We start from the raw sequence: 22,233 nt of genomic DNA on the forward strand, positions 1-22,233 counted from the left end.
AGCAACACCGCAAGGAGACGAATTGCAGATGCGCATTTCCGGACGTCTATCCTGGATCGCTGGAGCCGCCTGGATCGCGGCTGTGGCGCTGGCCGCCCCCATGGCGGCGCAAGCCGCCCCCGGCGTCGACATCAAGGTCCAGAAGAGCTGCACCCTCTATCCGGCCAATGGCCCGACCGCCATCGTCTGCCGGATCGACGTGCTGAACATCGGCTCGATGGCCTCGGTCGCCCCCTTGACCATCGTCGACCAGGTCGGGGGCCCCGCGGGGACCACCTACACGGGCTCGCCCGCCAGCACCTTCCCGTGCTCGACGGCGCCGGGCGCGCTGCCGGCGCAGCTGAACTGCGGGGCCAACCTGTCGCTGGCGCCGAACGCCAACGCCGGGGCCGGCGGCTCCTCGGGCAGCACCTTCGTCTACTTCAAGCTGCCCCCCACCGGCGGCACCTTCAAGAACTGCGCGACAGCCAAGAGCGCCCTGAACCCGACCACGCCGGGCGACGTCGATCCCAGCAACAACACCAGCTGCGCCTCGATCACCGTGCCCCCCGTGGGGGGTGGCGCGCCCGACCTCAGCGTGGTCAAGACCTGCACCAAGGGCGCCAACAGCTCGGTGACCTGCAAGATCACCATCAAGAACAACGGCGCCTCCGCATCGGGTCCGCTGAGCCTGATCGACACCCTCTCGCCGGTGCTGTCGGGAACCACCTACACCGGCGCCAGCGGCAATGTGAGCTGCGGCGGGGCCGGCCCCTACACCGCGCCGGTCTCCTGCACCGCGCCGCCGCTCGGGGGCGGCCAGACCCTGGTGGTCTACCTGTCGTTCAAGGTCCTGGGGAAAGGCACCTTCCAAAACAACGCGAAGGTCACGCAGGGCGGCGTGGTCGGCGAGGCCAACCTGGCCAACAACTCGTCGAGCGTGAAGGTGTCCATGCCCTGAGCCCCCTGGGCTCCCGAGCCGACATCCGAGAGACCGCGTGCGGCCGGGGGCGACCCCGGCCGCACGTTCGTTTTCGGGGCCGGGGATGACGGTGGTGGGAATAGTGCTCCTGTCCCCTCATTCCCCACATCCCCATTGACGGCGGCCCACGCGCGCCCGAAACCGTCAGCCATGGCCACCTTGATCCTCAGCGTCGTCGGTAGTGACCGGCCCGGTCTCACCCAGGCCCTGGCGGCCGCGGTGCTGTCGGCCGGCGGCAACTGGCTGGAGAGCCATCTCAGCCGGCTGGGCGGGCTCTATGTCGGATCGGTGCTGGTGGAGGCGGACGACGCCCTGGCCCTGCGCGCGGCCGTGCAGGCGGTGGACGCCCATGGCCTGGAGGTGCGCATCGCGCCCGCGGTCGACGCGCCAGGCGCGCAGGGCGAGGAGGTCTTGTTCAGCCTGGTCGGCCAGGATCGCCTGGGCATCGTGGCCCAGGTGACCGCGATCCTGAGCGGGCTGGGGGTCAATATCGAGGCCTTCAGCACCCGCATCGGCGCCGAACCCCACTCGGGCGCGCCGCTGTTCCATCTGGAGGCGCGCCTGCGCCTGCCGGCCGCGCTCGCGGCGCGGGAGGTCCAGGCGGCGCTGGAGGCCATCTCCGGCGAGATCATGGTCGACATCTCGCTGGCCCCCGCCAAGGCGGGCTGAGGCCCGCACCGCGTCATTCGCCGCAAGTCCCGCCGGGACGCGAAGGGCGCCTCGCCAGCGCTCGGGGATGTCGGGAGAGACTGGCTGGGGAACTAGGACTCGAACCTAGAACGACGGTACCAAAAACCGCTGTGTTACCATTACACCATTCCCCAGCAGGAATGGCGCTGGGCCGGGGCCCGCGCGAGGGCGTGGAGATAGCGCAAGCCTTCCCCGGATGCAACGCCCCCTAGACCCTGACCGTATCAGATGGATTCATCTGAAACGGCAAGAAGGGTCCGGATTCAAAACATGGGAACACGTCGGGCGGCGGAACCGGGATCCACTTCCGCCTGACGTGCTCCAAGGGTCGCTTGCGGCAGGGAAAGCGCTCCTCTATAAGGCGCCCTCCCAAGTCGGAGTGTGGCTCAGTCTGGTAGAGCACCGCGTTCGGGACGCGGGGGTCGCAGGTTCGAATCCTGCCACTCCGACCAATTCTTTCCTCGCTAACGCGGGGGGATTTTCCCGCGCCCAATTAGCCCCGAGAAGTCCGCCGGTTAGGCGGATATCAGCCCGCGCGCCTGGCTCTCCGAGAGCCACCAACCCGCCCCCATACGCCCATTTCGCCTGCCGCTCTCTGGAGCCATTCCAGAAGTGTGACTTTCGCCTTCTGCCCCTGAGAACAGGGGAAATAGCAGGGGAGCCCAAACGGCGGCGACCGCCGGCGAACGCCGACGGTCGCGATCGCATCCACGATGTGTTGGAGGTGTCAGCCGGCCCATGCTGGAGGTCGTATTGAACGCCTGGGTGACGGACACGAACGACACGCCCTTAGCGTCGAACAGCTCGACGATCTTCGTGAAATCGGCAAGCGACCGGGTCAGGCGGTCGACCTTGTAGACCACGACGATGTCCACCAGGCCTTTAGCGATGTCGGTCATCAGCTGTTTCAACCCGGGCGGCTCCATGGAGCCGCCCGAGTAGCCGCCGTCGCCGTAGGCTGTCTTGATCGCCGTCCAGCCCTCCCCGGTCTGGGAGAGCACGTAGGCCTCGCAGGCCTCCCGCTGCGCGTGCTAGGCGGAGATCCAGCCGTCCGGCAGGCTCGAAAGCTGGACGTTCTGCAGGACCATGTGATCGGCGCCGCCCGCCAGGTCGATGGTCACATCGGCGCCGGTCTGGTGAACGGTGTAGATTGTCCCCGGATCGAGCTGCACGTGGTCGCCTTCGGCGGCCGAGAAGTCGGTCACGACATCCACACTGGCGCCGCTGAAGAAGTGGAAAGTGTCGGCGCCCGCGCCACCGCTGAGGGTGTCGCCGCCGCGGTCTCCCGACATCCAGTCATCACCATCGTCGCCGGACACATTATCGTCGCCCTGTCCGCCGCGGATCAAATCGGCGCCCGCGCCGCCAGCAACCGTATCATCGCCGAGATTGCCATAGACAATGTCGGCGCCGGCGTCGCCGTAGACCGCGTCATTGTCCTTGCCGCCCACCACCCAGTCGTCGCCCTCACCGCCGTGCGCGGTGTCGCTTCCGACATTGCCGTTGATGTCGTCGAACCCGCCGCCGCCTGCGATCGAGTCGTCGCCGTCGTCGCCGCGCAGATGATTTTCGCCGTCGCCGCCCCGCACCGTGTCCTTACCGATCCCACCATTGATGTGATCGGTCCCCGATCCGCCGAGGATATCGTCGTCGCCGTCGTTTCCGTTCAGGTGATTCTCGCCTTCGCGACCGTTGATGTGGTCGCTCAACTCCGAGCCCTCCAGGGCGTCATCGCCCGCCGAACCGTCGATCGTGGTCGAGTGATCATCGGTTCCGCTGGCCGTTCCATGCGAGTCATCGCCGCTGTGGTCATTCCCTTGGCTGACGACAGACCCGGTGCGAACCGTGTGTTCCGTGTCGTTGGCGTCGTCTTCGCGATCGTCGTCTTCGCGCTCGTTGATGTTGGCGGACATGTCGTCTCCCTATCTCGCTATCGTGGGATTGCGCCTCTTGCGCGTCCTCGATGGAAATGACGACGGGCTCCGGAAAGCACCTCAATGGAATCGTACGTGCGGCTCGGGCGGACAGGTCCGGAGCGGCCGGCGCTCGATCTCGAGGCTTCCAGCCCATCGCCGCGCGGCGCGCGTCGCCGGAATGTCCGTAGACGTCCCCGGAAGCGCGCTGGTGGGCCCGGTAGGACACGAATTGTCTGATGTTCGCTTGCAGTTTCAGCAGGTTGAATTCTACGGAGTAAATTCCACCAACGAGAATGCCAACAACGAGCGCCTGACCCCCTGACGATTGGTGGAGAGCAAGTCCTCGGCGCGCACCGAATCCTTCAGGGCGCCTCACAACGACTAGCGCCGGGCCAGCTTCGGGGCGAACTATTGCAACAACAGGTGGGTCGCTGAGACCTCTTCCGGGGTTCGCCTCCGGTAGGCGCGCCAAGGCCCTTCAACCGGTACTGACGGCGCGCCCTCCAAACCGCCTCTCAAGTTTTGGATTGCGCGGTGCGGCGGCATGGGGAAGATCGCCGGCGCACGCCGAATTCGCCGTCGCGCGCGCCAGCCCTCAGGTCGAAGGATGTCAGCCCGCCTTGGACGATCGCGATCCCCTGTTGGCCGCCTACCTGGAGCGGCGCGCCGAGCTGGTGCGCTATTTCCGCGTCCGGCTGCGCTCGGAGGAGGCCGCCGAGGACTTGGTCCAGGACATCTATCTGAAGATCTCAGGACGCCCGCCGGAAGACATCGGCAATCCGGCCGCCTACCTCTACCGGCTGGGCACGAACCTCATGCTCGACCGCATCAAGCAGGCTCGGCGCGCCGGTCAGCGGGACGCGGCCTGGCGCGACGTCCACACCAGCGCGACCGGCGGAGAGGACATCTCCCAGACCCCGCCGGCCGACGAGGCCCTGGCCGCCCGCCAGCGGCTCAACCAGATCATCGACATGGTCAACGAACTGCCGCCCCCGGTGCGGGAAGCGTTCCGCCTGCACAAGCTGGAGGGCCTCAGCCACGCCGAGACCGCCGCGGCCATGAAGATCTCCCGATCCAGCGTCGAGAAGCACATCATGGCCAGCCTCAAGCGCATCCTGACCAAGGTGGGACGATGAGCTCGAAGATTTATTGGAGGCGCCTGGGCTTTTGTGGCGTCTTTGGGGCGAGGACCATGATGAACACCACCAGGAAGCCGAACCGGAAATGAGCGTCCGCACCGACCGGAGCGCGACGGACGGCCTGTGCGACGAGGCGGTCGCCTGGCTTGTGCGCGTCCAGTCGGACACCGCCACCGGCGAGGACTGGATCGCGCTCACGGCCTGGCTGGAGGTGTCAGAGGATCATCAGGTCGCCTTTGAGGCCGTCGAGAGCCTGGCCGCCGAGATCAGCGACCGGGCCGGCGAGATCGCGCCGCGCCTGGCGCCGAGTACGGGAGAGGTTCTCGCCTTTCGTCCGCGCCGTGACGGCCCGCGACGAGGGGGCTTCGTCGCGGCGCTTGCCGCCGCCGCGGCGGTGCTGGTGGTCTCGCCCCTGGCCTGGCGGGCGTCTCAGGGGACTGAGACGGTCTACCAGACCGACGTCGGCCAGACCCGTGAGATCACCCTCTCCGACGGTAGCCATATCCGCTTGAACGGGGGCTCCCGAATGAGCGTGCGCCTTGGATGGCGCACCCGGCGGGTGGAGATGGCGCAGGCCGAGGCGGCCTTCGGCGTCGCCAAGGACCCGAACCGGCCCTTCATCATTTCGGTCGGGGATCAGCAGGTCCGAGTGGTCGGCACCGAGTTCAACATCGCTCACTATGACCAGACCGTGGTGGTGAGCGTCCGCCGCGGCGTGGTGGAGGTTCGCCAGCCCGCCCTGGGTCCGACGCCCATCGCCCGCCTGGGGGTGGGAGACACCCTGCGCCATACGGAGGGAACGCGCGTCTCGCAACGCTCGAAGGTCGATCCGGATGCGGCTTTCGCCTGGACGCAGGGGCGTCTTGTCTGCGATGAGCGACGTCTAGGTGAGATCGTCGCTGACCTGAATCGCCGCTTCGGAACGCAAGTCACGTTCGCGGACACGACTGCGGCAGACTTAAGGTTCTCAGGCGTGATCGAGCTGCGAGATCAGGAGGCCGTCTTGGCGCAACTGTCCGAGTTTCTTCCCATCAACGTGCGTCACGGCGAACGCCATATCACGATCGCGTCCAAGCCCGACCGCCGCTGACGTGACACGCCAGGTCCCCGCGGGAAGGCGCGCGACGGGTTGGTCGATCGTCGGGATGGTCTGCGCGATCGCGGCGATGCCCGCGGCCTCCCAGGCGGCGGCGCCCAAGGTGGCGTTCAAGATTCCCGCCACAGGGCTGAAGGCCGCACTGGTGACCTTTGCAATCCAGGCCAAGGTGTCGATCAGCACGGGAGCCGCCGCCAATTGCCGCCCCACCGGCAATCCGCTTGTCGGGCGCTTCAACCTCTCCGATGGCCTGACCCGCCTGCTGGCGGGGACGGGCTGCAGCTTCCGGATTATTGATCCGCAAACGATCGAGATCCTGCGAGCGCCGCCACGCGCCCAGCCGCTCCACCCCCCCGAAGCCAGGGGCTCGCCCCCGGACACCGCGCCCGTCCTGGTGAACGAACTCGTGGTGACGGCGACCAAGCGCACGGCCTCGGCGGGCAAGTTACCCTATTCGGTGAGCGTCATTTCCGGCGAGACCATTGAGGGAGCCGATGCGCGCGGCGCGTCGGAGATCGCCCTTATGAGCCCGGCGGTGACGGTCACCAACCTAGGGCCGGGGCGCAACAAGATCTTCATTCGGGGGCTCTCCGATGGCCCCCTGACCGGGCGTGCCCAGTCTATGGTCTCGGTCCAGCTCGACGATGTCCGGCTGACCTACAACGCCCCGGACCCCGATCTGCGCCTGGTGGACGTCGAGCGCGTGGAGATTCTCCGCGGTCCCCAGGGTTCGCTCTACGGCGCCGGTTCCATGGGGGGCGTGTTCCGGATCGTCACCAAGGCTCCAGACCTCGAGCAGTCGGCGGGGTGGCTGTCCACGAGCGCCGCGACCACCCAGGGCGGAGACGCGAGCAGCGTCGTCGAGGGCATGGTGAATGTGCCGCTCATTGGCGGTCGATTGGCGGTTCGCGCGGTCGCCTACAAGGAGACCGACGGCGGCTATATCGATGACGTGGGCCTGGCTCTCAGCAACGTCAATCACAGCGTTCGGAAAGGATGGCGCGTCCAGGCGCGGGCCCGGCTGACGGACAACTGGCGTCTCGACGCCGGCCTCACCGATCAGCGGAATGACTCCGACGACACCCAATACGCCCAGGGCGGCCTGGCGCCCTTCACGCGCTCGAATCAGGTTCGCGAGCCTCACGACAATGACTTCACCCAGGCCTTCGTCTCGCTTGAAGGGCGGTTCGACTGGGGGCGTTTGAAGTGGACCAGCGCCCTCGTTCGCCACGAGATCATCAGCCGATATGACGCGTCCCGGGCCCTGCCGGCCATCACCGGCGGCGCCGTTGGCGCCGCGGCGCTGGACGATGACAACCGGATTAAATCGGTCATCCACGAGTTGACCCTGACCTCGCCCGATACATCGAAGGTGGATTGGCTGGCTGGTCTCTTCGTGGCGCAGGGCGAACAGGACGTCGGGCTCCTCCTCAGCGCCTCGCCCTCCGGTCCCGGTTCGGTCGTCTACGATGAGACCCGAATCGACAAGCAGGATGAGCTGGCGATCTACGGCGAACTGACCTGGCCGCTGTCGCGGTCCTTGGATTTCACGTTCGGCGGGCGGGTCGCGCGGACGAGGATTGCGGCTCAAGCCGTCGTCCTCTCTCCGGCCCCAGGCGCACGCGCGACCTTCTCAGGCAAGCTCGCCGACACCCGCTGGGCGCCAAAGGCGGTCCTGGCCTTCCATCCCACCGCCCGCACCCTCTTCTACCTGCAGGCGGCGGAGGGGTATCGCTCCGGAGGATTCAACACCAGCGGGGCCAATGGCCAGGTGTTTGGCGGCCCGGGCTCCGGGCCAAGGCCCTACCGCAAGTTCGAGGGTGATGAGCTTTGGAGCTATGAAGCCGGCGTCAAGACCAGTTGGCTGGAGGGTCGCCTGGTCGCCCGGGCCGCGCTCTTTCAAGCCAAGTGGGTCAATGTCCAGACCGACGAGTTCCTGGGCGTCGGCCTGCCCTACACCGACAATCTCGGCCAGGGACGCAACAAGGGCCTGGAGCTTGAGGCGATCTACGTCACGGGACGCCTCCATCTCGGCGCCCAGTTGACGCTCAACGATCCTGAGCGGACATCGGCGGCGGCCGGGGTGGAGGGCCCCTCCGACAGCCCGCTCGATGGCGTGTCGCGGGTGTCCGGCGGCGTCGAGATCCACTACGAGCACCCGCTGAAGGACGGCCTCACCAGCGCGTTTGACGCGCGCTATGCCTATGTCGGGCCCTCGCGCCTGACGTTTCATGCGGTCGCGGCCCCGAGCATGGGCGACTATGGCGCAGGACGGGCGTCGGCGGCCCTCTATACCGACCGGTGGCGAGTATCGGTGTTCGTCGACAATCCCGCCAACAGCCGAGGCGACACCTTCGCCTATGGCAATCCCTTCGCCCAGGGCGCGACCCGCCAGATCACACCCCAGAGGCCGATCACCGTGGGGATGGGCCTGGAACTGCGATTCTGAGCGATATCTCGCCCCGGATAGGGCCAACCCCGCACAAACTGGGGGCGTGATCTGAACCTGAACCGACCTTCAGCCAAGCCGTCAAACTGTGTGGAGATCCGGCGCCACCTCAGTACGACGCGAGGCCGATCACCTTCACTCCGCCGCAGATCGTCGGCTAGACTTTGCATTTGGTGACAGATGCAGGATCACCGCTCCGCTCGGAATCGGGAGACCAGTCGGCCGCGGACTGGTCCCACGACCAATTTTTCCCTCGCGCCGGCGAGGGACCGATTTTCCCCGCGAACGATCCCAATTTCAGCGGCCCGCCGCCGCCGCGCGCGCGTCCCAGGGCCGCAGGCGCCCACCCGAAGCTTGGCCCTGGCGGCGCGGACTGCGACACTTTCCGAATCGGAAACCGTTGGGGAGTTTCAGGATGGACGATGCGGCCCGCATGACCGACCGCGCGATGAAGCTGGCCGAGCGGGTCGACATCGACGGCCGCCTGGCGCGCTTCCAGATCGACGGATCGACCCAGACCAATCTGCGCCAGTTCAAGCTTCTGAGGTCCGGCGGGTTGGATCCCGTCATCTCGCGCTTCTACGAGTACGTGCACCGGTTTCCCGAGACCCAGGCCATGCTGAAGGGGCACGACGAGGACCGGCTTCGGCAACGCCAGAAGGAGCACTGGCGGCGCCTGCTCAGCTGCGAGTTCGACCGCAGCTATGTTCACAGCTGCCTGCTGGTGGGTCTGGCCCACTACCACGCGCGGGTCTCGCCCCACACCTACATGGCCGCCTACAGCTTCTTCCAGGCCGAGCTGCTGCGGTCCGCCATGAAGCTCCACACCCCCGCCGAGATGGAGGCCCTGTCCATCTCGATCGGCAAGGTCATCATGCTGGACATGTCCATCGCCCTGAACGCCTACATCCTGGACGCCGTGTCGATGAAGCCGTGATCGGCGGCGGCAGATCGCCGCCGCCGTCCGGGAGGTGACAAAGCGCCGCAGCCCGGCGGGCTGCGTTCCTCGCGCGATTTCCGAAACATTAACCGTCACGGCCCACACCTGAGGACAGGTCGTGAGTCGCACGTCTGACGGCCATCTGCAGCGAGGAAGTCCTATGCCAGCGTCCGGGGGTCTGCCGCTTGTCGGCGCCGAGCTGATCTCGATCATGGCCGGCGGCCAGCAGTTCGCCATAGACATCATGTCGGTGCGGGAGATTCGAGGCTGGACGGCCTCCACACCCCTGCCCCACGCGCCCTCCCACGTGCTGGGCATGATCAACCTGCGCGGCTCCATCCTGCCGGTGGTGGACCTGGCCTCGCGCCTGGGCCTGGGCATGGCCTCGCCCAACCAGTCCTCCGTGGTGGTGGTGACCCAGATCCACGACCGCGAGGTCGGCCTGCTGGTGGACGCGGTCTGCGATATCCTCACCGTCACCGAGAACATGCTGCACGAGCCGCCGGACGTCGGCGCCGACCAGGTGCGGGAATTCGTCGACGCGGTGATGTCCACCGACGAGGGTATCGTCAGCCTGCTGTCCCTGGACAACGTGCTTCCCACCAGCCTGGCGCTGGCGGCCTAGGAGCATGCCGCAAATCTCACCTCGAGATTGCAGGCTCTTCATTTGATCGACGCGCACAACCATATAGCCTGACGGGGACCTTCTCCCCGCAGGATCTCCATGAAGCAGTTTCTCATCACCGCGGCCGGCGTCTTCGCGGGCCTGGTGCTTTTCCTGGTGGGGATTCCCTTCCTGCTGATCTCCATGGCCGCGGCCTCGGCGCGGCCCGACGCCACGCCCGCCCGGGCGGTCCTGAACCTGGATCTGCGCGACGGCCTCACCGACCAGGACCCCAACAATCCGCTGGCCGCCTTCGGGCGGCGCTCGATGTCGGTGATGTCGGTGATCGAGACCCTGAGGCGGGCGGAAAACGACGGCAAGATCAAGGGCATGCTGATCCGCCTGCCGGAGGGCGGCATGGAGCCGGCCGCCGCCGACGAACTGCGCCTGGCGATCAAGCACTTCCGGGCCAGCGGCAAGCCGGTCCTGGCCCACAGCCAGGGGCTCTATCCCTCCGGCGTGGTGACCTCGACCTATCTGGTGGGCGCCTCAAGCGGCGACCTGTGGATGCAGCCCGGGGCCTCGTTCCAGGTCACCGGCATGGCCAGCGAGGACGTGTTCTTCAAGCGCCTGTTCGACAAGTACGGCGTCAAGGCCGACTACGAGCAGCGCTACGAATACAAGAACGCGGTCAATCCCTACCTGCACGACGACTATACGGCGGCCCACAAGGAATCGACCCTGTCCTGGATGGGCTCGGTCTACCGCACCAGCCTGACCACGGCGGCCCTGGACCGGAAGAAGAACCCCGCCGCCCTGCAGACCGCCCTGGAGGCCGGCCCCTATCTGGCCGAGAGCGCCGCCAAGCTGGGCCTGATCGACAAGGTGGGCCAGGTGAAGGAGGCCCAGACCGCTCTGCTGGCCAAGGCCGGGGACGGCGCCAAGCTGGTGGACTTCGACGACTACATGCACGCCGTGCGCGACCGCGGCGCGGGGTCGGGGCCGGCGATCGCGGTGGTGGAGGGCGAGGGCCCGATCATCACCGGTCATGACGGGGTGAAGAACCCCTTCTCCGGCGGATCGACCATCTATTCCGACGACCTGTCGGACGCCATCTACGCCGCCGTCGAGGACAAGAACGTCAAGGCCATCGTCTTCCGGCTGAACTCGCCGGGCGGGTCCGACACCGCCTCGGAGCAGATCCTGGCGGCGATCCGGGCGGCCAAGGCGGCCAAGAAGCCGGTGGTGATCTCCATGGGGACCTATGCGGCCTCCGGCGGCTACTGGATCTCCTCCCAGGCCTCGGCGATCGTGGCCCAGCCCACGACGCTGACCGGCTCCATCGGGGTCTATGGCGGCAAGTTCGCGCTCGGGCCCGCGCTCTCCAAGCAGGGTGTCGACGTGCGCGAGACCTCGGTGGGCGCCCCCTATGCCGGCGCCTTCGGCATGGGCCAGGAGTTCTCCGCCAGCGACCGCGCTCACTTCGCCGGCTGGATGGACCAGATCTACGGTAACTTCATCGCCCGCGTCGCCAGCGGCCGCCACCTGCCCGAGGCCCGCGTGCGCGAGATCGCCAAGGGCCGGGTGTGGACCGGCGCCCAGGCCCGGCAGCTGGGCCTCGTCGACGAGATCGGCGGCTTCTACCAGGCGGTGGACAAGGCCAAGGCCCTGGCCGACCTGAAGGGCGAGGTGCGCCTGAAGCGCATGACCCGCCAGACCTCGCCCTTCGAGGCCCTGGAGGCGGCGCTGGGGGTCTCGGCGACCTCGGTGAGGACCCTGGCGGCGGCGGCCTGGATCCTGGGCGATCCGCGCGCCCAGAGCGTGCTGGACGACCTGGCCGACGAACGCCTGCGCGGCCAGAGCCACACCAGCGTCATGGCGCCGCGGGAATTCTGATCAGCCGGGGACCGGCGGGTCGGGAGACTTGCCGGTCTGGAACACCACCTCGCGGCGTCCGAAGTCGAGTTCGATCGACCGGAAGTGCCGCATGACGTCCATGCCGATGAGGATGGCCGGGCGGTCCGTCAGGTCCCAGATCTTGAAGGTGTGCAGGTCGGCGAAGACGCAGGAGAGGTTGCCGATGCGCAGCCCCCCCAGGCGCAGGCCCGGCAGCCGGGCGAGGTCGCCGGAGACCGTCTGGCCGGTGGCGCTCACCAGCTGGACCCTCTGGGTGCGCAGGGCCAGGCCCGGCTCCTGCAGGAAGGCGGCGTTGCGCAGGGCCAGGTTGCCCACCGTCGACTGGGCCCCGGAATCCAGGAAGGCGGTGATGGGCAGACCCACCCCCACCTCGGCGTCGATGATGGTCAGCTGGCCGAACCGGTAGCGGGCCGGCACCACCACGATGTTGGGGTCGAAGGCCGGGGCGGCCAGCCGGCCCCCGCCGCTGACAGCCCTCTTGCGGAAGCTGGTGTTGGACGGCGCGATGTTGAAGCGGTTGCGCTCGAAATCCAGCAGCACGTCGCGGCGGGTGAGGACGTCGACCCCCAGCAGGCCGTCGGCGCCCAGGTCGCGGCGGGGGATCAGCGGCATGCGGAGGCGACCGGTGACCACGCTGCCGATGGTCATGCGGCGCACCGAGACGGTCTCGGCCGGCTCCACCCCGGCGATGCCGTGGATCTGCGCGGTCCCGGCGCTGGGCAGACCCAGGCCGAGCGCGGTCTCGATGGCCAGGACCGAGTGATTGGCGCCGGTGTCGACCACGAAGGTGAAGGGTCCCGCCCCCTCCACCAGCACCGGCACGGTCATCCGCAGGACCGGGTCGAAGCCGGCCTGCAGCACCGCGTCGTCGGCGGCCGGTGGCGGGTTCGGCGCGCTGACCGGCGGCAGGGGGGTGTCGACGAGGTTCACCTGGATCATGCGGCGCGCGCCCGCCGGAACCGCGGCGCAGCCGGCCAGCGGAACCGCGGCGGCCAGGCCCGTCATCAGTGTCCGGCGCGTCTGGATGAAACTAGGCATGAATCAACACGATGCGTCGCCTCCCCGCCCTTGAGGCTAATGGATTCCGGGGGCTTGGCGCGGCTTATTTTCGGTTGCGCCGAGGCGGCCCGGCGCCTAGCGATAGGTCTTGTCTCCAGGAACGTCCTCATGGCTCAACCGGTCGCCGTCATTCGCAGCAAGCCCGACACCCTGGGTCCGGAGGTGCGCAAGTTCGCCCAGGCGCCGCTGCGGCAAACGGCCTTCCTCAACAGCGTGCCCAAGTGCGGCACCCACCTCCTACGCAACATCGTGCGCATGTTCGTGCCCACCGAGCAGCACTACGACCGCGAGTTCATCCAGGTGCAGAACCTGCAGCAGCACATCGGGGCGCTGAACCCCGGCCGGCCGCAGTTCAGCGTCGGCCACCTGCTGTTCGCCGACATCTCGCTGATGGCGCTGAAGCACGCCCGCCAGGTGGTGCTGGTGCGCGACCCCTACGACTATGTCCTGGCCCGGGCGCGGTTCAGCCTGTCGGACCAGCTTGAGCATCCCGAGCTCAACCCCCTGAAGAACGGGGCGGTGAGCGTCGAGCAGATGATGAACCTGATGATCTTCGGCATTCCGGGAAAGGGCCCGGCCCTGCGGGAGGCTTTCACCTTCCACGCCGTGGCCTGGATGGGGACGGGCGCGCAGCTGGTGCGCTACGAGGACATCGTGACCCACCTGAAGGACCTGGACGCCCCGGCGGCCAAGGCCTTCTTCGAGGACCTGCTGGGCAAGTTCGGCGTCGCCCTGCCCGACGACTGGCGCGAGCGGGTGCGGGTGGGCTCGGCCCGCGAGCACAGCGCCACCTCGCGCGAGAAACTGTCGGGGGGCGTGACCCTGCCCGAGGTGCTGCCCGACACCCAGAAGCGGCTGGTGGACTTCATGGCGCCGGGTCTGCGGGAACTGCTGGGCTACGCGTGAGGGCGAGCCGGTCCGTCTTCCCGGGAGGCAGGCGGGCGGTCTAAGACCGGCCCGATGCGGCGCAGGCGCCTCTCTCTGAACCAAAACTCCCGTCATCCCGGACGGCCGCCAGGCCGATCCGGGACCCAGGGGGATTGATCGCGGCCCCTGGGTCCCGGCGCGGAGTTTATCCTTGGGCCGACCAAGCGGTCGGACCCGAGGGCTTCGCTGCGGCCGGGATGACGTGGGAGGTCTGTCCGAGATGTCCATCGGCCGACCTTGAAAACGCTCACGAAAAAGGGCGGCGGACCGAAGTCCGCCGCCCCAATTCACTTAGATCAGATGCTGTGTCTTAGAAGCGCAGCTTCACGCCGCCGAACACCCGACGACCAACGACGTCGTAGGTGGACGGATCGGTGCCGGACTGCACGTTCGGCGCGTAGGTCTCGGCTTCCTTGTTGAAGACGTTGTTCACGCCGAGCTTGAACTCGACATTGTCCGTCATCGCCCAGGTGCCGGCGAGGTCGAGGTACCAGACGGCGTCCGGACCGGTGAACTCGGTTTCACCCGGGAACTCCACCGACAGACGGTTCTCCATGGCCGCGATGTAGCGGGCGCGGGCGTCGAACTTGAAGTCACCGACAGACCAGTTGGTGTTGATGGTGGCCTTCCAGTCCGGGAAGCTCGTGCCGAGGCCGGCGCCGAAGTAGGAGACGGTGCCCGCGAAGTCGAGTTCCGGCACGCCGCTGATCGGGTCTTGTTGCTTGAACTCGATCACGTGGGTCAGCACCGCGTTCATGCGGACCGAACCCCAGGTCGACGGAGCGCCGAGCCATTCCAGGTCGAAGCCGTAGTCGAACTGCAGATCAATGCCGCTCGTCTTCTGGTGACCGTCATTGGCCGCAGTGAACACGTCATAGCCCGTGGCGGGATTGTAGATCCACAGGATGTCGCCGCCGACCCGCAGGATGCCGTCGCAGTTGGTGTTGGCCGCGCTGTAGGTCGGGTTGGTGCCGTAGTAGTTATAGCAAGCCGCCACGATCTGGTTCGGGGTCGGGGTCAGGATCGCCTTCTCAATCTTGATATTGTAGTAGTCGATCGAACCTTGCAGGCGCGAGAGCCACTGGTTTTCCCACGGCGACTTCCACACCAGACCGAGGGTCAAGGTGGTGCCTTCTTCCGGCTTCAGGGCGGTATTGCCGGCGAGGTCGACGCCGATCTGCGAACCCGGAGTCTGCACGAAGTTGCCGATAGCCGAACCCGAGACGCCGCCGTTGAAGCCCGCGGTCTGGCAGAGCGCCGTCACTTGGGCGGCGGTGGCGCCGGTGCGGGCCTTGCTCGTCACCGAGCAGGGATCGAAGTACTGGGGAGCCGAGCCGCCACCGGCGAACAGTTCGCTGAAGTTCGGGGCGCGGACGGAGCGCTGGTAGGAAGCCCGAGCGCGCAGGAGGTCGTTGATCTCCCAGTTCAGCTCGGCCTTGTAGGCCCAGACGCCGTCCAGTTCGACCTTGCTTCCGGCGATCTTGTCGGCGAACTCGTTCTTCGAATAACGGGCGCCGAGGGCCAGTTCGAGGCTTTGGACGAAGGGCTGGTCCTTCACGAGCGGGATGGCGATTTCGCCAAACAGGTCCTTGAAGGAGTTGGTGCCCTTGTCCGCGGTCTGGGTGTTGAAGCCCGAGATCGGGCCGGAGGCCGAACCCGGATCGAAGGCGTATTCGAAGCCGCGATATTCGGCGCCGAGCACGATCTGGACGTCGCCGGCCGGCAGGGTTCCCACCTTGCCGGTGACGAAGCCCTGGGCGATCTGCTGGGTCATCGACGTCGACAGAGTGGTCTGCGAGGCGAGATAGGTCCGGCAGGCGGCCGAGATCGGCTGACGGCCGAAGATGTTGAAACCGCCGGCGCAGATGCTGGCGCCGCCGTCGGCCGCTTCGATCAGGGTCTGCATACGCTGGGTGTTGAGGTTCCCGGTCTGCGTCTGGTCGATCTCGGTGCGACCTTCGGAAACCGAGGCCTCGAAGGTGAAGCCGGTGTCGCCCACCGGGCCCTTAACGCCGGCCAGGAACTGGACGACGGTGTTTTCGTAGTTCGACTGACGCAGGCCGAGATCCAGGGTGCGCTGACGCATCCGGAAGGGCTCGGTGGCGCCGGCGCCGACCAGGGCCGGGTCATCGCCGGTCCGCGAGTTCAGCAGGGTCCGAAGATCGGCCGAGATGAAGGGGTTGGTGACCGGAATCACCAGCTGCTGGGCGATCTGCTGACCCGGGGTCACCAGGCTCGAGATCACGTCCTGCGTACGGGCCGTGCTGGGGTTGCGGGTGTTGACGGTCGGGAACGGGGTCGGCGCCAGGGCGGTGGCGGCGTTGTACTCGGTCCAGCCGGCCGAGGCGAAGAACTCGATCCCGTTGTCCAGCTCGTAATTGACCTTGCTCATGAAGGAGTAGCGGTCGAGCGGCAGGGTGAGGATGTTCACATAGTCGAAATTGTAGCTGTACAGATCGGGGTACAGGCTCTGGTTCACCGTGCCGTCGACGGGGCCGGTGTAGTGCTGCACGTTCAGGGGGTTGTTGAACACGCCCTTGTAGAACAGCGAGCCGTTCATGTTGAAGCCGAGGGTGCCCGAGGTCAGGGCGATCGCGGTCGGCGCAACGCCGTAACCGGCGAAGACGGTGTCGAGGGCGGCCTTGGTCGGGGCGTTGGTGTTGGCCCAGAACAGGGCGCCTTCCGGCAGGAAGGAGGTCGTCGAGGTGGCGTTCTGCGAGAAGGCGCGCTGCGACTTGATCATCTGCTCGCGGTAGGAGCGGTCGAAGCCGACCACCGCGTTGCCCTTGCCGTCGGCGAAGTTGCCGCCGATGGCCGCCGACAGCTGGTACTCTTCGGCGTCCCAGAACTCGGTGGAGTTCGAGTAGGCGGCGCGGATGTCGACGCCTTCGAAGTTGCGCTTCAGCTTCACGTTGACCGCGCCGGCGATGGCGTCGGCGCCATAGGTGGCGCCAGCGCCGCCGGTGATGACTTCGATGCTCTCGATCAGGGCCTGCGGGATGGTGTTCAGGTCGACCGTCAGGTTGTTGGCCGAGACCATCGGACGACGGCCGTCGACCAGAACCACGTTACGGTTCGCGCCCAGACCACGAAGGTCGATGTTGGACTGACCGCCGTTGCCGGGGTTGTTGGAGGTGGTGGTCCCGGACGGGTTCACCTGCGGCAGGGTGTTCAGATAAGTGTCGAGCGTGATGTCCGCATTCGCCACCGTCTGCTCGCCGGTGACGGTCGAGATCGGGCTGTTGGCCACGTAGTCCTGACGGACGATACGCGAACCGGTGACCACGACTTCGGTGACTTCACCGTCCTGGGCGTAGGCCGCCGAGGCCGAGAAGGCCGCGATCGCGGCGCCGCAGATCATCGACGACGCCAGAAGGCGCGATCGCATGGAATTGGTTTTCAAGGTTTAGATCCTCCAGCAGCTCGTTCGATCATCAGGATCGGACGAGGCTTGCTCCCCACAAATGGACTCTGTCCCAGGGCCGCACGCGGACCCGGTTACGTGGGAGTTACGAAGGTTACCGGTCGGGGGTCAACGGCCATTACGGATAGGCAATGTGAAGGGCGCCGACCTGTCGCATTCTGGTCACAGATTACATACGAAACCCGGCTCGGAGCAAAATATGACCTTGAATGTCCGCCTTCCATGAGAATCTCACCCGCAACCTTGAATAATTGCGTCGAAATGGGGCAAAGGGCGCCTCAATTGAAGCCGGGCGGCAGGCGGAATCCGGCCGGCCCAGTCCGATTGCGGTCGTATTTGTCCCCGGAAATCGCGCCTGGCGCGAGCGCCCGGCGCCGACGGCGCGCGGTCCCCCTTCCGCGCGGCTCGCGGGCGGGCGGTCAGGATCGCGGATTGGCCATGCAGAGATAACGGGTGCGGTGGTGATCGACGATGTTGTCGACCCAGCCGGTGATCTTCGGCGAGACCAGGTTCTTGTTCACATAGAAGAAGACCGGGGCCACCGCGGCGTCGTCGAGCATGATCTTCTCGGCCTGCGCCAAGTAGCCCGCCCGCACCTTGGCGTCGGGCTCGTTGTCGGCCCGGGCCAGCAGGCCGTCGAAGATGGGGTTCTTGTAGTCCCCGTAGTTCTGCGAGCCGGTGGAGGACTGCTGCAGGTAGAGGAAGCTCATGGCGTCGTTGTAGTCGGCGATCCAGGCGGCGTCGGCCACCTGGAAGTCCCGCGAGCGATAGGCGGCGTAGGCGATCTGGGTCTCGTTCTGAACCAGCGCCGTCTCCACCCCCACCTCTTTCCAGTCGGCCTGGACCGCGGGCATGAACAGCATCGGGTCGGGCGTGTTGCGGTGCTTGATCGAGATCTTCAGCGGATTGGCCGGCCCGTAACCCGCCGCGGCCAGCAGGCGCCGAGCCTCGGCCTGGCGCTTGGCCAGCGGCCATGCGGCCCAGGCCGGAGGCGCCGCCTGGGTGTAGTTGGCCACGCCGGGCGGCACGAAGGTGTAGGCCGGCTTCTGGCCGCCGCGCAGCAGCTTGCCCGTGATGAACTCACGGTCGATGGCCATGTCGAGGGCCATGCGCACCCGCTTGTCCTTGAAGGCCGGCACCGCGGAATTGAAGGCCAGATAGGCCACCCCGAGATAGGTGTAGGTGTGGACATAGTCCGGCATCCGCTCGCGCAGGAAGGCGATGCGGTTGGACTGGATGTCGGCATTGGCGTCCAGTTCGCCGCGGCGCACCCGGCGCTCGGCGCCGATGGCGTCGTTGGTGGGATAGTAGTTCACCTGGTCGACGCAGACATTCCCGGCGTCATAGAAGCGCGGGTTCTTCACCGCCGCCACGTGGTCGCCGAGCTTCCATTCCTTCAGCACATAGGGGCCATTGGAGACGTGGTGAGCCGGCTGGCTCCAGGCGTCGCCCCATCTCTCCACCACGTGCTTGGGCACCGGCAGCATGGTCTGATGCTTGGCCAGTTCGGTCAGGTAGGGGGCGGGGTGCTCGAGGGTGATCTCCAGCACCTTGGGCGACAGGGCGCGGACCCCGAGGGTCTCTCCGGGGGCCTTGCCCTCGTTCACCGGCTGGGCGTTCTTGATGAAATAGAGCAGGGAGGCGTACTCCGACGCCGTCTGCGGATTCATGATCCGCCGCAGGGAGAAGACGAAGTCCTCGGCGGTGACCGGCACGCCGTCGGACCAGACCGCGTCGCGCAGGTAGAAGGTCCAGGTCTTGCCGTCGGGGCTGGTGGTCCAGCGCTCGGCCATGCCGGGGACTGCCGTGCCGTCGGGCGCGTCCGTGGTCAGGCCCACCATCAGGTCGGAATTGATGCGGTCCTCCCAGGTCCCGGTGCTCTTGTGGGGGTCCAGGGAGGCGGGCTCGGAGCCGTTGCCGAGCTGCAGGCAGACCTGGCCAGCCGGACAGGCCGGACGCGAGGCCTCCTGGGAACAGCCGGCGAGGACAAGCGCCAGGAGCGAAAAGGCGGCCAGGCCGGCGAGCAGCGTCTTGCCGCGGCCGGGCGGGGCCCTATCAATGCGGGACGATGAGATCATGGGGTCACGGATGACACAGTTTCCTAAGCGCTTAAAGCTGACCGCCCTTGGCCTGGCCACCCTGGCCCTGGCCGGAGCGGCGAACGCCGCCGAACCCAAGGCCGCGGCGCGCACGGCGGTCTTCCAGAACCTGATGGACTGCAAGGGCAAGACTGAGGCGGCCGAGCGCCTGGCCTGCTACGACGCCGCCGTCGCCACCCTGGACGTCGCCGAGCAGAAGGGCGACATCGTGGTGGTGGACCGCGACCAGGCCCGGGCGGCCCGCAAGCAGGCCTTCGGCTTCACCCTGCCCTCCCTGGCTATGTTCGAGCGCGGCGAGAAGCCCGAGGAACTGGACCGGGTGACCAGCAAGGTCACCAAGGCCTATCAGGGCGGCGACCGGAAGTGGGTCGTGGAGCTGGAGGACGGCGCGGTCTGGATCCAGAACGACAGCGAGATCCTGGCGCGCGCGCCCAAGGCCGGTTCCACGGCCGAGATCCGCAAGGCCACCATGGGCTTCTTCATGAATCTGGACGGCCAGCGGGCCGTGCGGGCGCGGCGGGTGAAGTAGGCAGATGCATGCTCCCCTCGTGGGGGAGCTGTCAGCCCGAAGGGCTGGCTGAGGGGGACTTTGACTCTTGTTTTGGGGCCTTAGGGGTCAACTACGTTGATCCCCCTCCGTCCCGCGTCTGACGACGCGCGCCACCTCCCCCACATCGCGCTGCGCGCTGGGGGAGGATTTGGAATCCCCTACCGGTCCTTCGGGTCGATGGCGTCGCGCAGGCCGTCGCCGATGAAGTTGAAGCTCATCAGGGTCACCACCATGGTGAGCGAGGGGAAGACCAGCAGCCACCAGGCCAGCTCCATGTCCTGGGCGCCGCCGGCGATCAGGGTGCCCAGCGAGGCCATGGGGGGCTGGACCCCCAGGCCCAGGAAGCTGAGGAAGCTCTCGGCCAGGATCACCGCCGGGATGGTGAGCGTCACATAGACCACCACCGGCCCCAGCAGGTTGGGCACGATGTGCTTGGCGATGATGGCGCCTTGGGTCAGGCCCGCGGCGCGGGCGGCCTCGACGAATTCCTTGTGCTTCAGGGACAGGGTCTGGCCGCGCACGATCCGGCTCATGGTCAGCCACTCCACCGCCCCGATGGCGATGAAGATCAGGATGATGTTGGAGCCGAAGGTCACCATCAGCAGGATGACGAAGAAGATGAAGGGCAGCGAATAGAGCACGTCGACGATGCGCATCATCACCTCGTCGACGACGCCGCCCACGAAGCCCGCCACCGCGCCCCAGGCTACCCCGATCACCAGGGAGACCAGGGTGGCGATCAGGCCGATGGCCAGCGACACCCGTAGGCCCATCAGCAGCCGGGCCAGCAGATCGCGGCCCAGCGAATCGGCGCCCAGCAGGTGGCCGCCGGTGAGCGGCGCCGCCCAGACGTCGTTCTTGTTGATCTGGTCGTAGGCGAAGGGAACCACGTGGGGGCCGATCACCGCCACCAGGACCAGCAGGGCCAGCATGACCATGCCGCCGACGGCGCCGCCGTTGCGCAGCAGGCGACGGCGGGCGTCGTCCCACAGGCTGCGGCCGCGCACGGCGGTCTCCATGAGGGCGGCGCCTTGGCGCGAGCCGGGAGCCAGGATGGGAGTGCTCACGACAGCCTCACGCGGGGGTCGAGCACCGCATAGAGCAGGTCGGCGACCAGGTTCAGGAACAGGATCAGGGCGGCGTAGAAGATCACCATGCCCATGACGACGGTGTAGTCGCGCTGCAGGGCGCTGATGACGAAGAACTTCCCCAGGCCCGGCAGGTTGAAGATCTTCTCCACCACCAGCGAGCCGGTGAGCAGGCCCGCGCAGGCCGGGCCCAGATAGCTGACCAGGGGCAGGATGGCGGCGCGCAGGGCGTGCTTGAACACCACCCGGTGGGCCGGCAGGCCCTTGGCGCGGGCCGTGCGCACATAGTTGGACTGCAGCACCTCGATCATGCCGGCCCGGGTCAGGCGCGAGATGATGGCGATCTGCGGCAGGGCCAGGACGGTGATCGGCAGGACCAGGTTGGCGATCGCCCCGTCGTTCCACCCTCCGTTGGGCAGCCACTGCAGGATCGAGCCGAACAGCAAAACGAGCAGGGGGGCGGTGACGAAGGTGGGGATACAGACCCCGATGATGGCCACCCCCATGACGCCGTAGTCCACCCAGCCGTTCTGCTTCAGCGCCGCCAGGACGCCGAGGGTGACCCCGATGGCGCCGGCCAGGGTTATGGCCGAGAGACCGAGGATCAGGCTGACCTTGTAGTTCTCCTGCAGGATCTGCAGGACGGTCTTGTCCTTGTACTTCAGGGACGGGCCGAAATCGCCGTGCAGCACGCCGGCCAGGTAGTCGGCGTACTGGGCGCCCAGCGGCTTATCCATGCCGTACTTGGCCATGACGTTGCGCTCGATCTCGGGCGAGAGCTTGCGGTCCATGTCGAAGGGGCTGCCAGGGGCGGCCCGCATCATGAAGAAGGCCAGGGTCACGACGAGGAACAGCGTCGGAATGGCCACGAGAAGTCGGCGGCCTATGAAACGCAACATGGGGTTTGGGGGCTCGACGTGGAGGCCTTTTGACGGCCGGGCGTTGCGAAAGTTTCACCGGCCCCCGATGATGTCAACGAAGGGCCTCTCCCCAAGCCTAGTGAAGTCAGACCATGACCGAATTTCGACGCGTCACCGACCAGCTCTCGGTGAGCCCCCAGATCACCCTGGACGACCTGCCGCGCATCGCGGCGATGGGGTTCAAGCTGGTGATCAACAACCGCCCCGACGGCGAGGACCCGGCCCAGCCGTCGAGCGCTGTGGTGGAGGCCGCGGCCAAGGCCGCGGGCCTGGCCTATGCCTATGTCCCGGTGCGCGGCGGGCCGACCCAGGAGCAGGTGGCGCAGGAGCGCTCGATCCTGGAGAATTCCGAGGGGCCGGTCCTGGCCTTCTGCCGGTCGGGCACGCGCTCGATCATCACCTGGTCGCTGGGCGAGGCCCTGGACGGCGCGCGCTCGCGCGACGAGCTGGTGAA

Annotated in this window: 17 protein-coding genes, 2 tRNA genes and 1 pseudogene; 12 read left to right on the plus strand and 8 right to left on the minus strand. The window is 67.2% G+C overall.

The genetic code is table 11. The features are described 5' to 3' along the window. Positions 1-940, plus strand: a 940-nt coding sequence (locus Q7T09_RS10165; protein WP_304699494.1) for a hypothetical protein, incomplete at its 5' end; no start/stop codon positions are given. A 171-nt stretch (positions 941-1,111) separates the two neighbouring features. Continuing rightward, the gene (locus tag Q7T09_RS10170) at positions 1,112-1,630 is read left to right on the plus strand and encodes a glycine cleavage system protein R (protein ID WP_304699495.1); all 519 of its coding nucleotides are present in this window, start codon (positions 1,112-1,114) and stop codon (positions 1,628-1,630) included. 81 nt (positions 1,631-1,711) lie between these two features. On the opposite strand, the gene Q7T09_RS10175 is transcribed toward Q7T09_RS10170, so the two are convergent. Beyond that, positions 1,712-1,785: transfer RNA gene (locus tag Q7T09_RS10175), tRNA-Gln, on the minus strand. Positions 1,786-2,026: 241 nt separating this feature from the next. On the opposite strand from Q7T09_RS10175, the gene Q7T09_RS10180 reads away from it, so the two are divergent. Continuing rightward, positions 2,027-2,103, plus strand: a tRNA-Pro gene (locus Q7T09_RS10180). 63 nt (positions 2,104-2,166) lie between these two features. Here the strand turns inward: Q7T09_RS10180 and Q7T09_RS10185 are convergent. Continuing rightward, positions 2,167-2,667, minus strand: a pseudogene (locus tag Q7T09_RS10185) (recombinase family protein); the annotation flags it as partial. A gap of 15 nt (positions 2,668-2,682) precedes the next feature. Continuing rightward, a complete protein-coding gene (locus Q7T09_RS10190) occupies positions 2,683-3,564 on the minus strand; it encodes a calcium-binding protein (RefSeq protein WP_304699496.1) in 882 nt (293 codons plus the stop codon). A gap of 623 nt (positions 3,565-4,187) precedes the next feature. Here Q7T09_RS10190 and Q7T09_RS10195 point away from each other — a divergent pair. From Q7T09_RS10195 to sppA, 6 genes are all read left to right on the plus strand, one after another. Beyond that, a complete protein-coding gene (locus tag Q7T09_RS10195) occupies positions 4,188-4,703 on the plus strand; it encodes an RNA polymerase sigma factor (RefSeq protein WP_304699497.1) in 516 nt (171 codons plus the stop codon). Between the two features lie 88 nt (positions 4,704-4,791). Beyond that, positions 4,792-5,796: a FecR domain-containing protein gene (locus Q7T09_RS10200; protein ID WP_304699498.1), complete on the plus strand. Its 1,005-nt coding sequence runs from the start codon at positions 4,792-4,794 to the stop codon at positions 5,794-5,796. 55 nt (positions 5,797-5,851) lie between these two features. Next, on the plus strand, positions 5,852-8,251 hold the full coding sequence (locus Q7T09_RS10205) for a TonB-dependent receptor (RefSeq protein WP_304699499.1): 2,400 nt from the start codon (positions 5,852-5,854) through the stop codon (positions 8,249-8,251). Positions 8,252-8,666: 415 nt separating this feature from the next. After that, positions 8,667-9,188 (plus strand): protoglobin domain-containing protein, encoded by a 522-nt coding sequence (locus Q7T09_RS10210; protein ID WP_304699500.1) that lies wholly within the window; start codon positions 8,667-8,669, stop codon positions 9,186-9,188. 163 nt (positions 9,189-9,351) lie between these two features. Next, positions 9,352-9,816 carry a chemotaxis protein CheW gene (locus tag Q7T09_RS10215; protein ID WP_304699501.1) on the plus strand — a complete coding sequence of 155 codons (465 nt, stop codon included), beginning with the start codon at positions 9,352-9,354 and terminating at the stop codon, positions 9,814-9,816. Positions 9,817-9,915: 99 nt separating this feature from the next. Then, on the plus strand, positions 9,916-11,691 hold the full coding sequence (gene sppA / locus Q7T09_RS10220) for a signal peptide peptidase SppA (protein ID WP_304699502.1): 1,776 nt from the start codon (positions 9,916-9,918) through the stop codon (positions 11,689-11,691). Here sppA and Q7T09_RS10225 read toward each other — a convergent pair whose 3' ends face one another. Then, on the minus strand, positions 11,692-12,750 hold the full coding sequence (locus Q7T09_RS10225; protein WP_304699503.1) for a retroviral-like aspartic protease family protein: 1,059 nt from the start codon (positions 12,748-12,750) through the stop codon (positions 11,692-11,694). Between the two features lie 129 nt (positions 12,751-12,879). Here Q7T09_RS10225 and Q7T09_RS10230 point away from each other — a divergent pair, with 129 nt between their 5' ends. Further along, complete coding sequence (locus Q7T09_RS10230) at positions 12,880-13,677, plus strand: hypothetical protein (RefSeq protein WP_304699504.1); 798 nt, start codon at positions 12,880-12,882, stop codon at positions 13,675-13,677. Between the two features lie 331 nt (positions 13,678-14,008). Here Q7T09_RS10230 and Q7T09_RS10235 read toward each other — a convergent pair whose 3' ends face one another. Both Q7T09_RS10235 and Q7T09_RS10240 read right to left on the minus strand, forming a co-directional pair. After that, the gene (locus tag Q7T09_RS10235) at positions 14,009-17,086 is read right to left on the minus strand and encodes a TonB-dependent receptor domain-containing protein (RefSeq protein WP_304699505.1); all 3,078 of its coding nucleotides are present in this window, start codon (positions 17,084-17,086) and stop codon (positions 14,009-14,011) included. Between the two features lie 455 nt (positions 17,087-17,541). After that, positions 17,542-19,200 carry a peptide ABC transporter substrate-binding protein gene (locus Q7T09_RS10240; RefSeq protein WP_304699506.1) on the minus strand — a complete coding sequence of 553 codons (1,659 nt, stop codon included), beginning with the start codon at positions 19,198-19,200 and terminating at the stop codon, positions 17,542-17,544. A 10-nt stretch (positions 19,201-19,210) separates the two neighbouring features. Here Q7T09_RS10240 and Q7T09_RS10245 point away from each other — a divergent pair, with 10 nt between their 5' ends. Beyond that, positions 19,211-19,750 (plus strand): hypothetical protein, encoded by a 540-nt coding sequence (locus Q7T09_RS10245; RefSeq protein ID WP_304699507.1) that lies wholly within the window; start codon positions 19,211-19,213, stop codon positions 19,748-19,750. Positions 19,751-19,929: 179 nt separating this feature from the next. Here the strand turns inward: Q7T09_RS10245 and Q7T09_RS10250 are convergent, their stop codons facing one another. Together Q7T09_RS10250 and oppB are read right to left on the minus strand one after the other, a co-directional pair. Continuing rightward, the gene (locus Q7T09_RS10250; protein WP_304699508.1) at positions 19,930-20,838 is read right to left on the minus strand and encodes an ABC transporter permease; all 909 of its coding nucleotides are present in this window, start codon (positions 20,836-20,838) and stop codon (positions 19,930-19,932) included. Beyond that, entirely contained in the window at positions 20,835-21,758 is a 924-nt protein-coding gene (gene oppB, locus Q7T09_RS10255) for an oligopeptide ABC transporter permease OppB (RefSeq protein ID WP_304699509.1), read from the minus strand. Before oppB ends, Q7T09_RS10250 begins: the two co-directional genes overlap by 4 nt. A 113-nt stretch (positions 21,759-21,871) precedes the next feature. On the opposite strand from oppB, the gene Q7T09_RS10260 reads away from it, so the two are divergent. Continuing rightward, a partial coding sequence (locus Q7T09_RS10260) for a TIGR01244 family sulfur transferase (protein ID WP_304699510.1) occupies positions 21,872-22,233 on the plus strand: 362 nt, incomplete at its 3' end.

Source organism: Phenylobacterium sp. (assembly GCF_030645195.1).
Classification (GTDB): Bacteria; Pseudomonadota; Alphaproteobacteria; order Caulobacterales; family Caulobacteraceae; genus Phenylobacterium.

Bases quoted from the DNA above. Each gene is read 5' to 3' on its own strand.
- sppA (WP_304699502.1), top strand. From the start codon at position 9,916: ATGAAGCAGTTTCTCATCACCGCGGCCGGCGTCTTCGCGGGCCTGGTG.
- Q7T09_RS10225 (WP_304699503.1), bottom strand. From the start codon at position 12,750: ATGCCTAGTTTCATCCAGACGCGCCGGACACTGATGACGGGCCTGGCC.
- Q7T09_RS10210 (WP_304699500.1), top strand. From the start codon at position 8,667: ATGGACGATGCGGCCCGCATGACCGACCGCGCGATGAAGCTGGCCGAG.
- oppB (WP_304699509.1), bottom strand. From the start codon at position 21,758: ATGTTGCGTTTCATAGGCCGCCGACTTCTCGTGGCCATTCCGACGCTG.
- Q7T09_RS10230 (WP_304699504.1), top strand. From the start codon at position 12,880: ATGGCTCAACCGGTCGCCGTCATTCGCAGCAAGCCCGACACCCTGGGT.
- Q7T09_RS10205 (WP_304699499.1), top strand. From the start codon at position 5,852: ATGGTCTGCGCGATCGCGGCGATGCCCGCGGCCTCCCAGGCGGCGGCG.
- Q7T09_RS10215 (WP_304699501.1), top strand. From the start codon at position 9,352: ATGCCAGCGTCCGGGGGTCTGCCGCTTGTCGGCGCCGAGCTGATCTCG.
- Q7T09_RS10240 (WP_304699506.1), bottom strand. From the start codon at position 19,200: ATGATCTCATCGTCCCGCATTGATAGGGCCCCGCCCGGCCGCGGCAAG.
- Q7T09_RS10170 (WP_304699495.1), top strand. From the start codon at position 1,112: ATGGCCACCTTGATCCTCAGCGTCGTCGGTAGTGACCGGCCCGGTCTC.
- Q7T09_RS10190 (WP_304699496.1), bottom strand. From the start codon at position 3,564: ATGTCCGCCAACATCAACGAGCGCGAAGACGACGATCGCGAAGACGAC.
- Q7T09_RS10200 (WP_304699498.1), top strand. From the start codon at position 4,792: ATGAGCGTCCGCACCGACCGGAGCGCGACGGACGGCCTGTGCGACGAG.
- Q7T09_RS10235 (WP_304699505.1), bottom strand. From the start codon at position 17,086: ATGCGATCGCGCCTTCTGGCGTCGTCGATGATCTGCGGCGCCGCGATC.
- Q7T09_RS10245 (WP_304699507.1), top strand. From the start codon at position 19,211: ATGACACAGTTTCCTAAGCGCTTAAAGCTGACCGCCCTTGGCCTGGCC.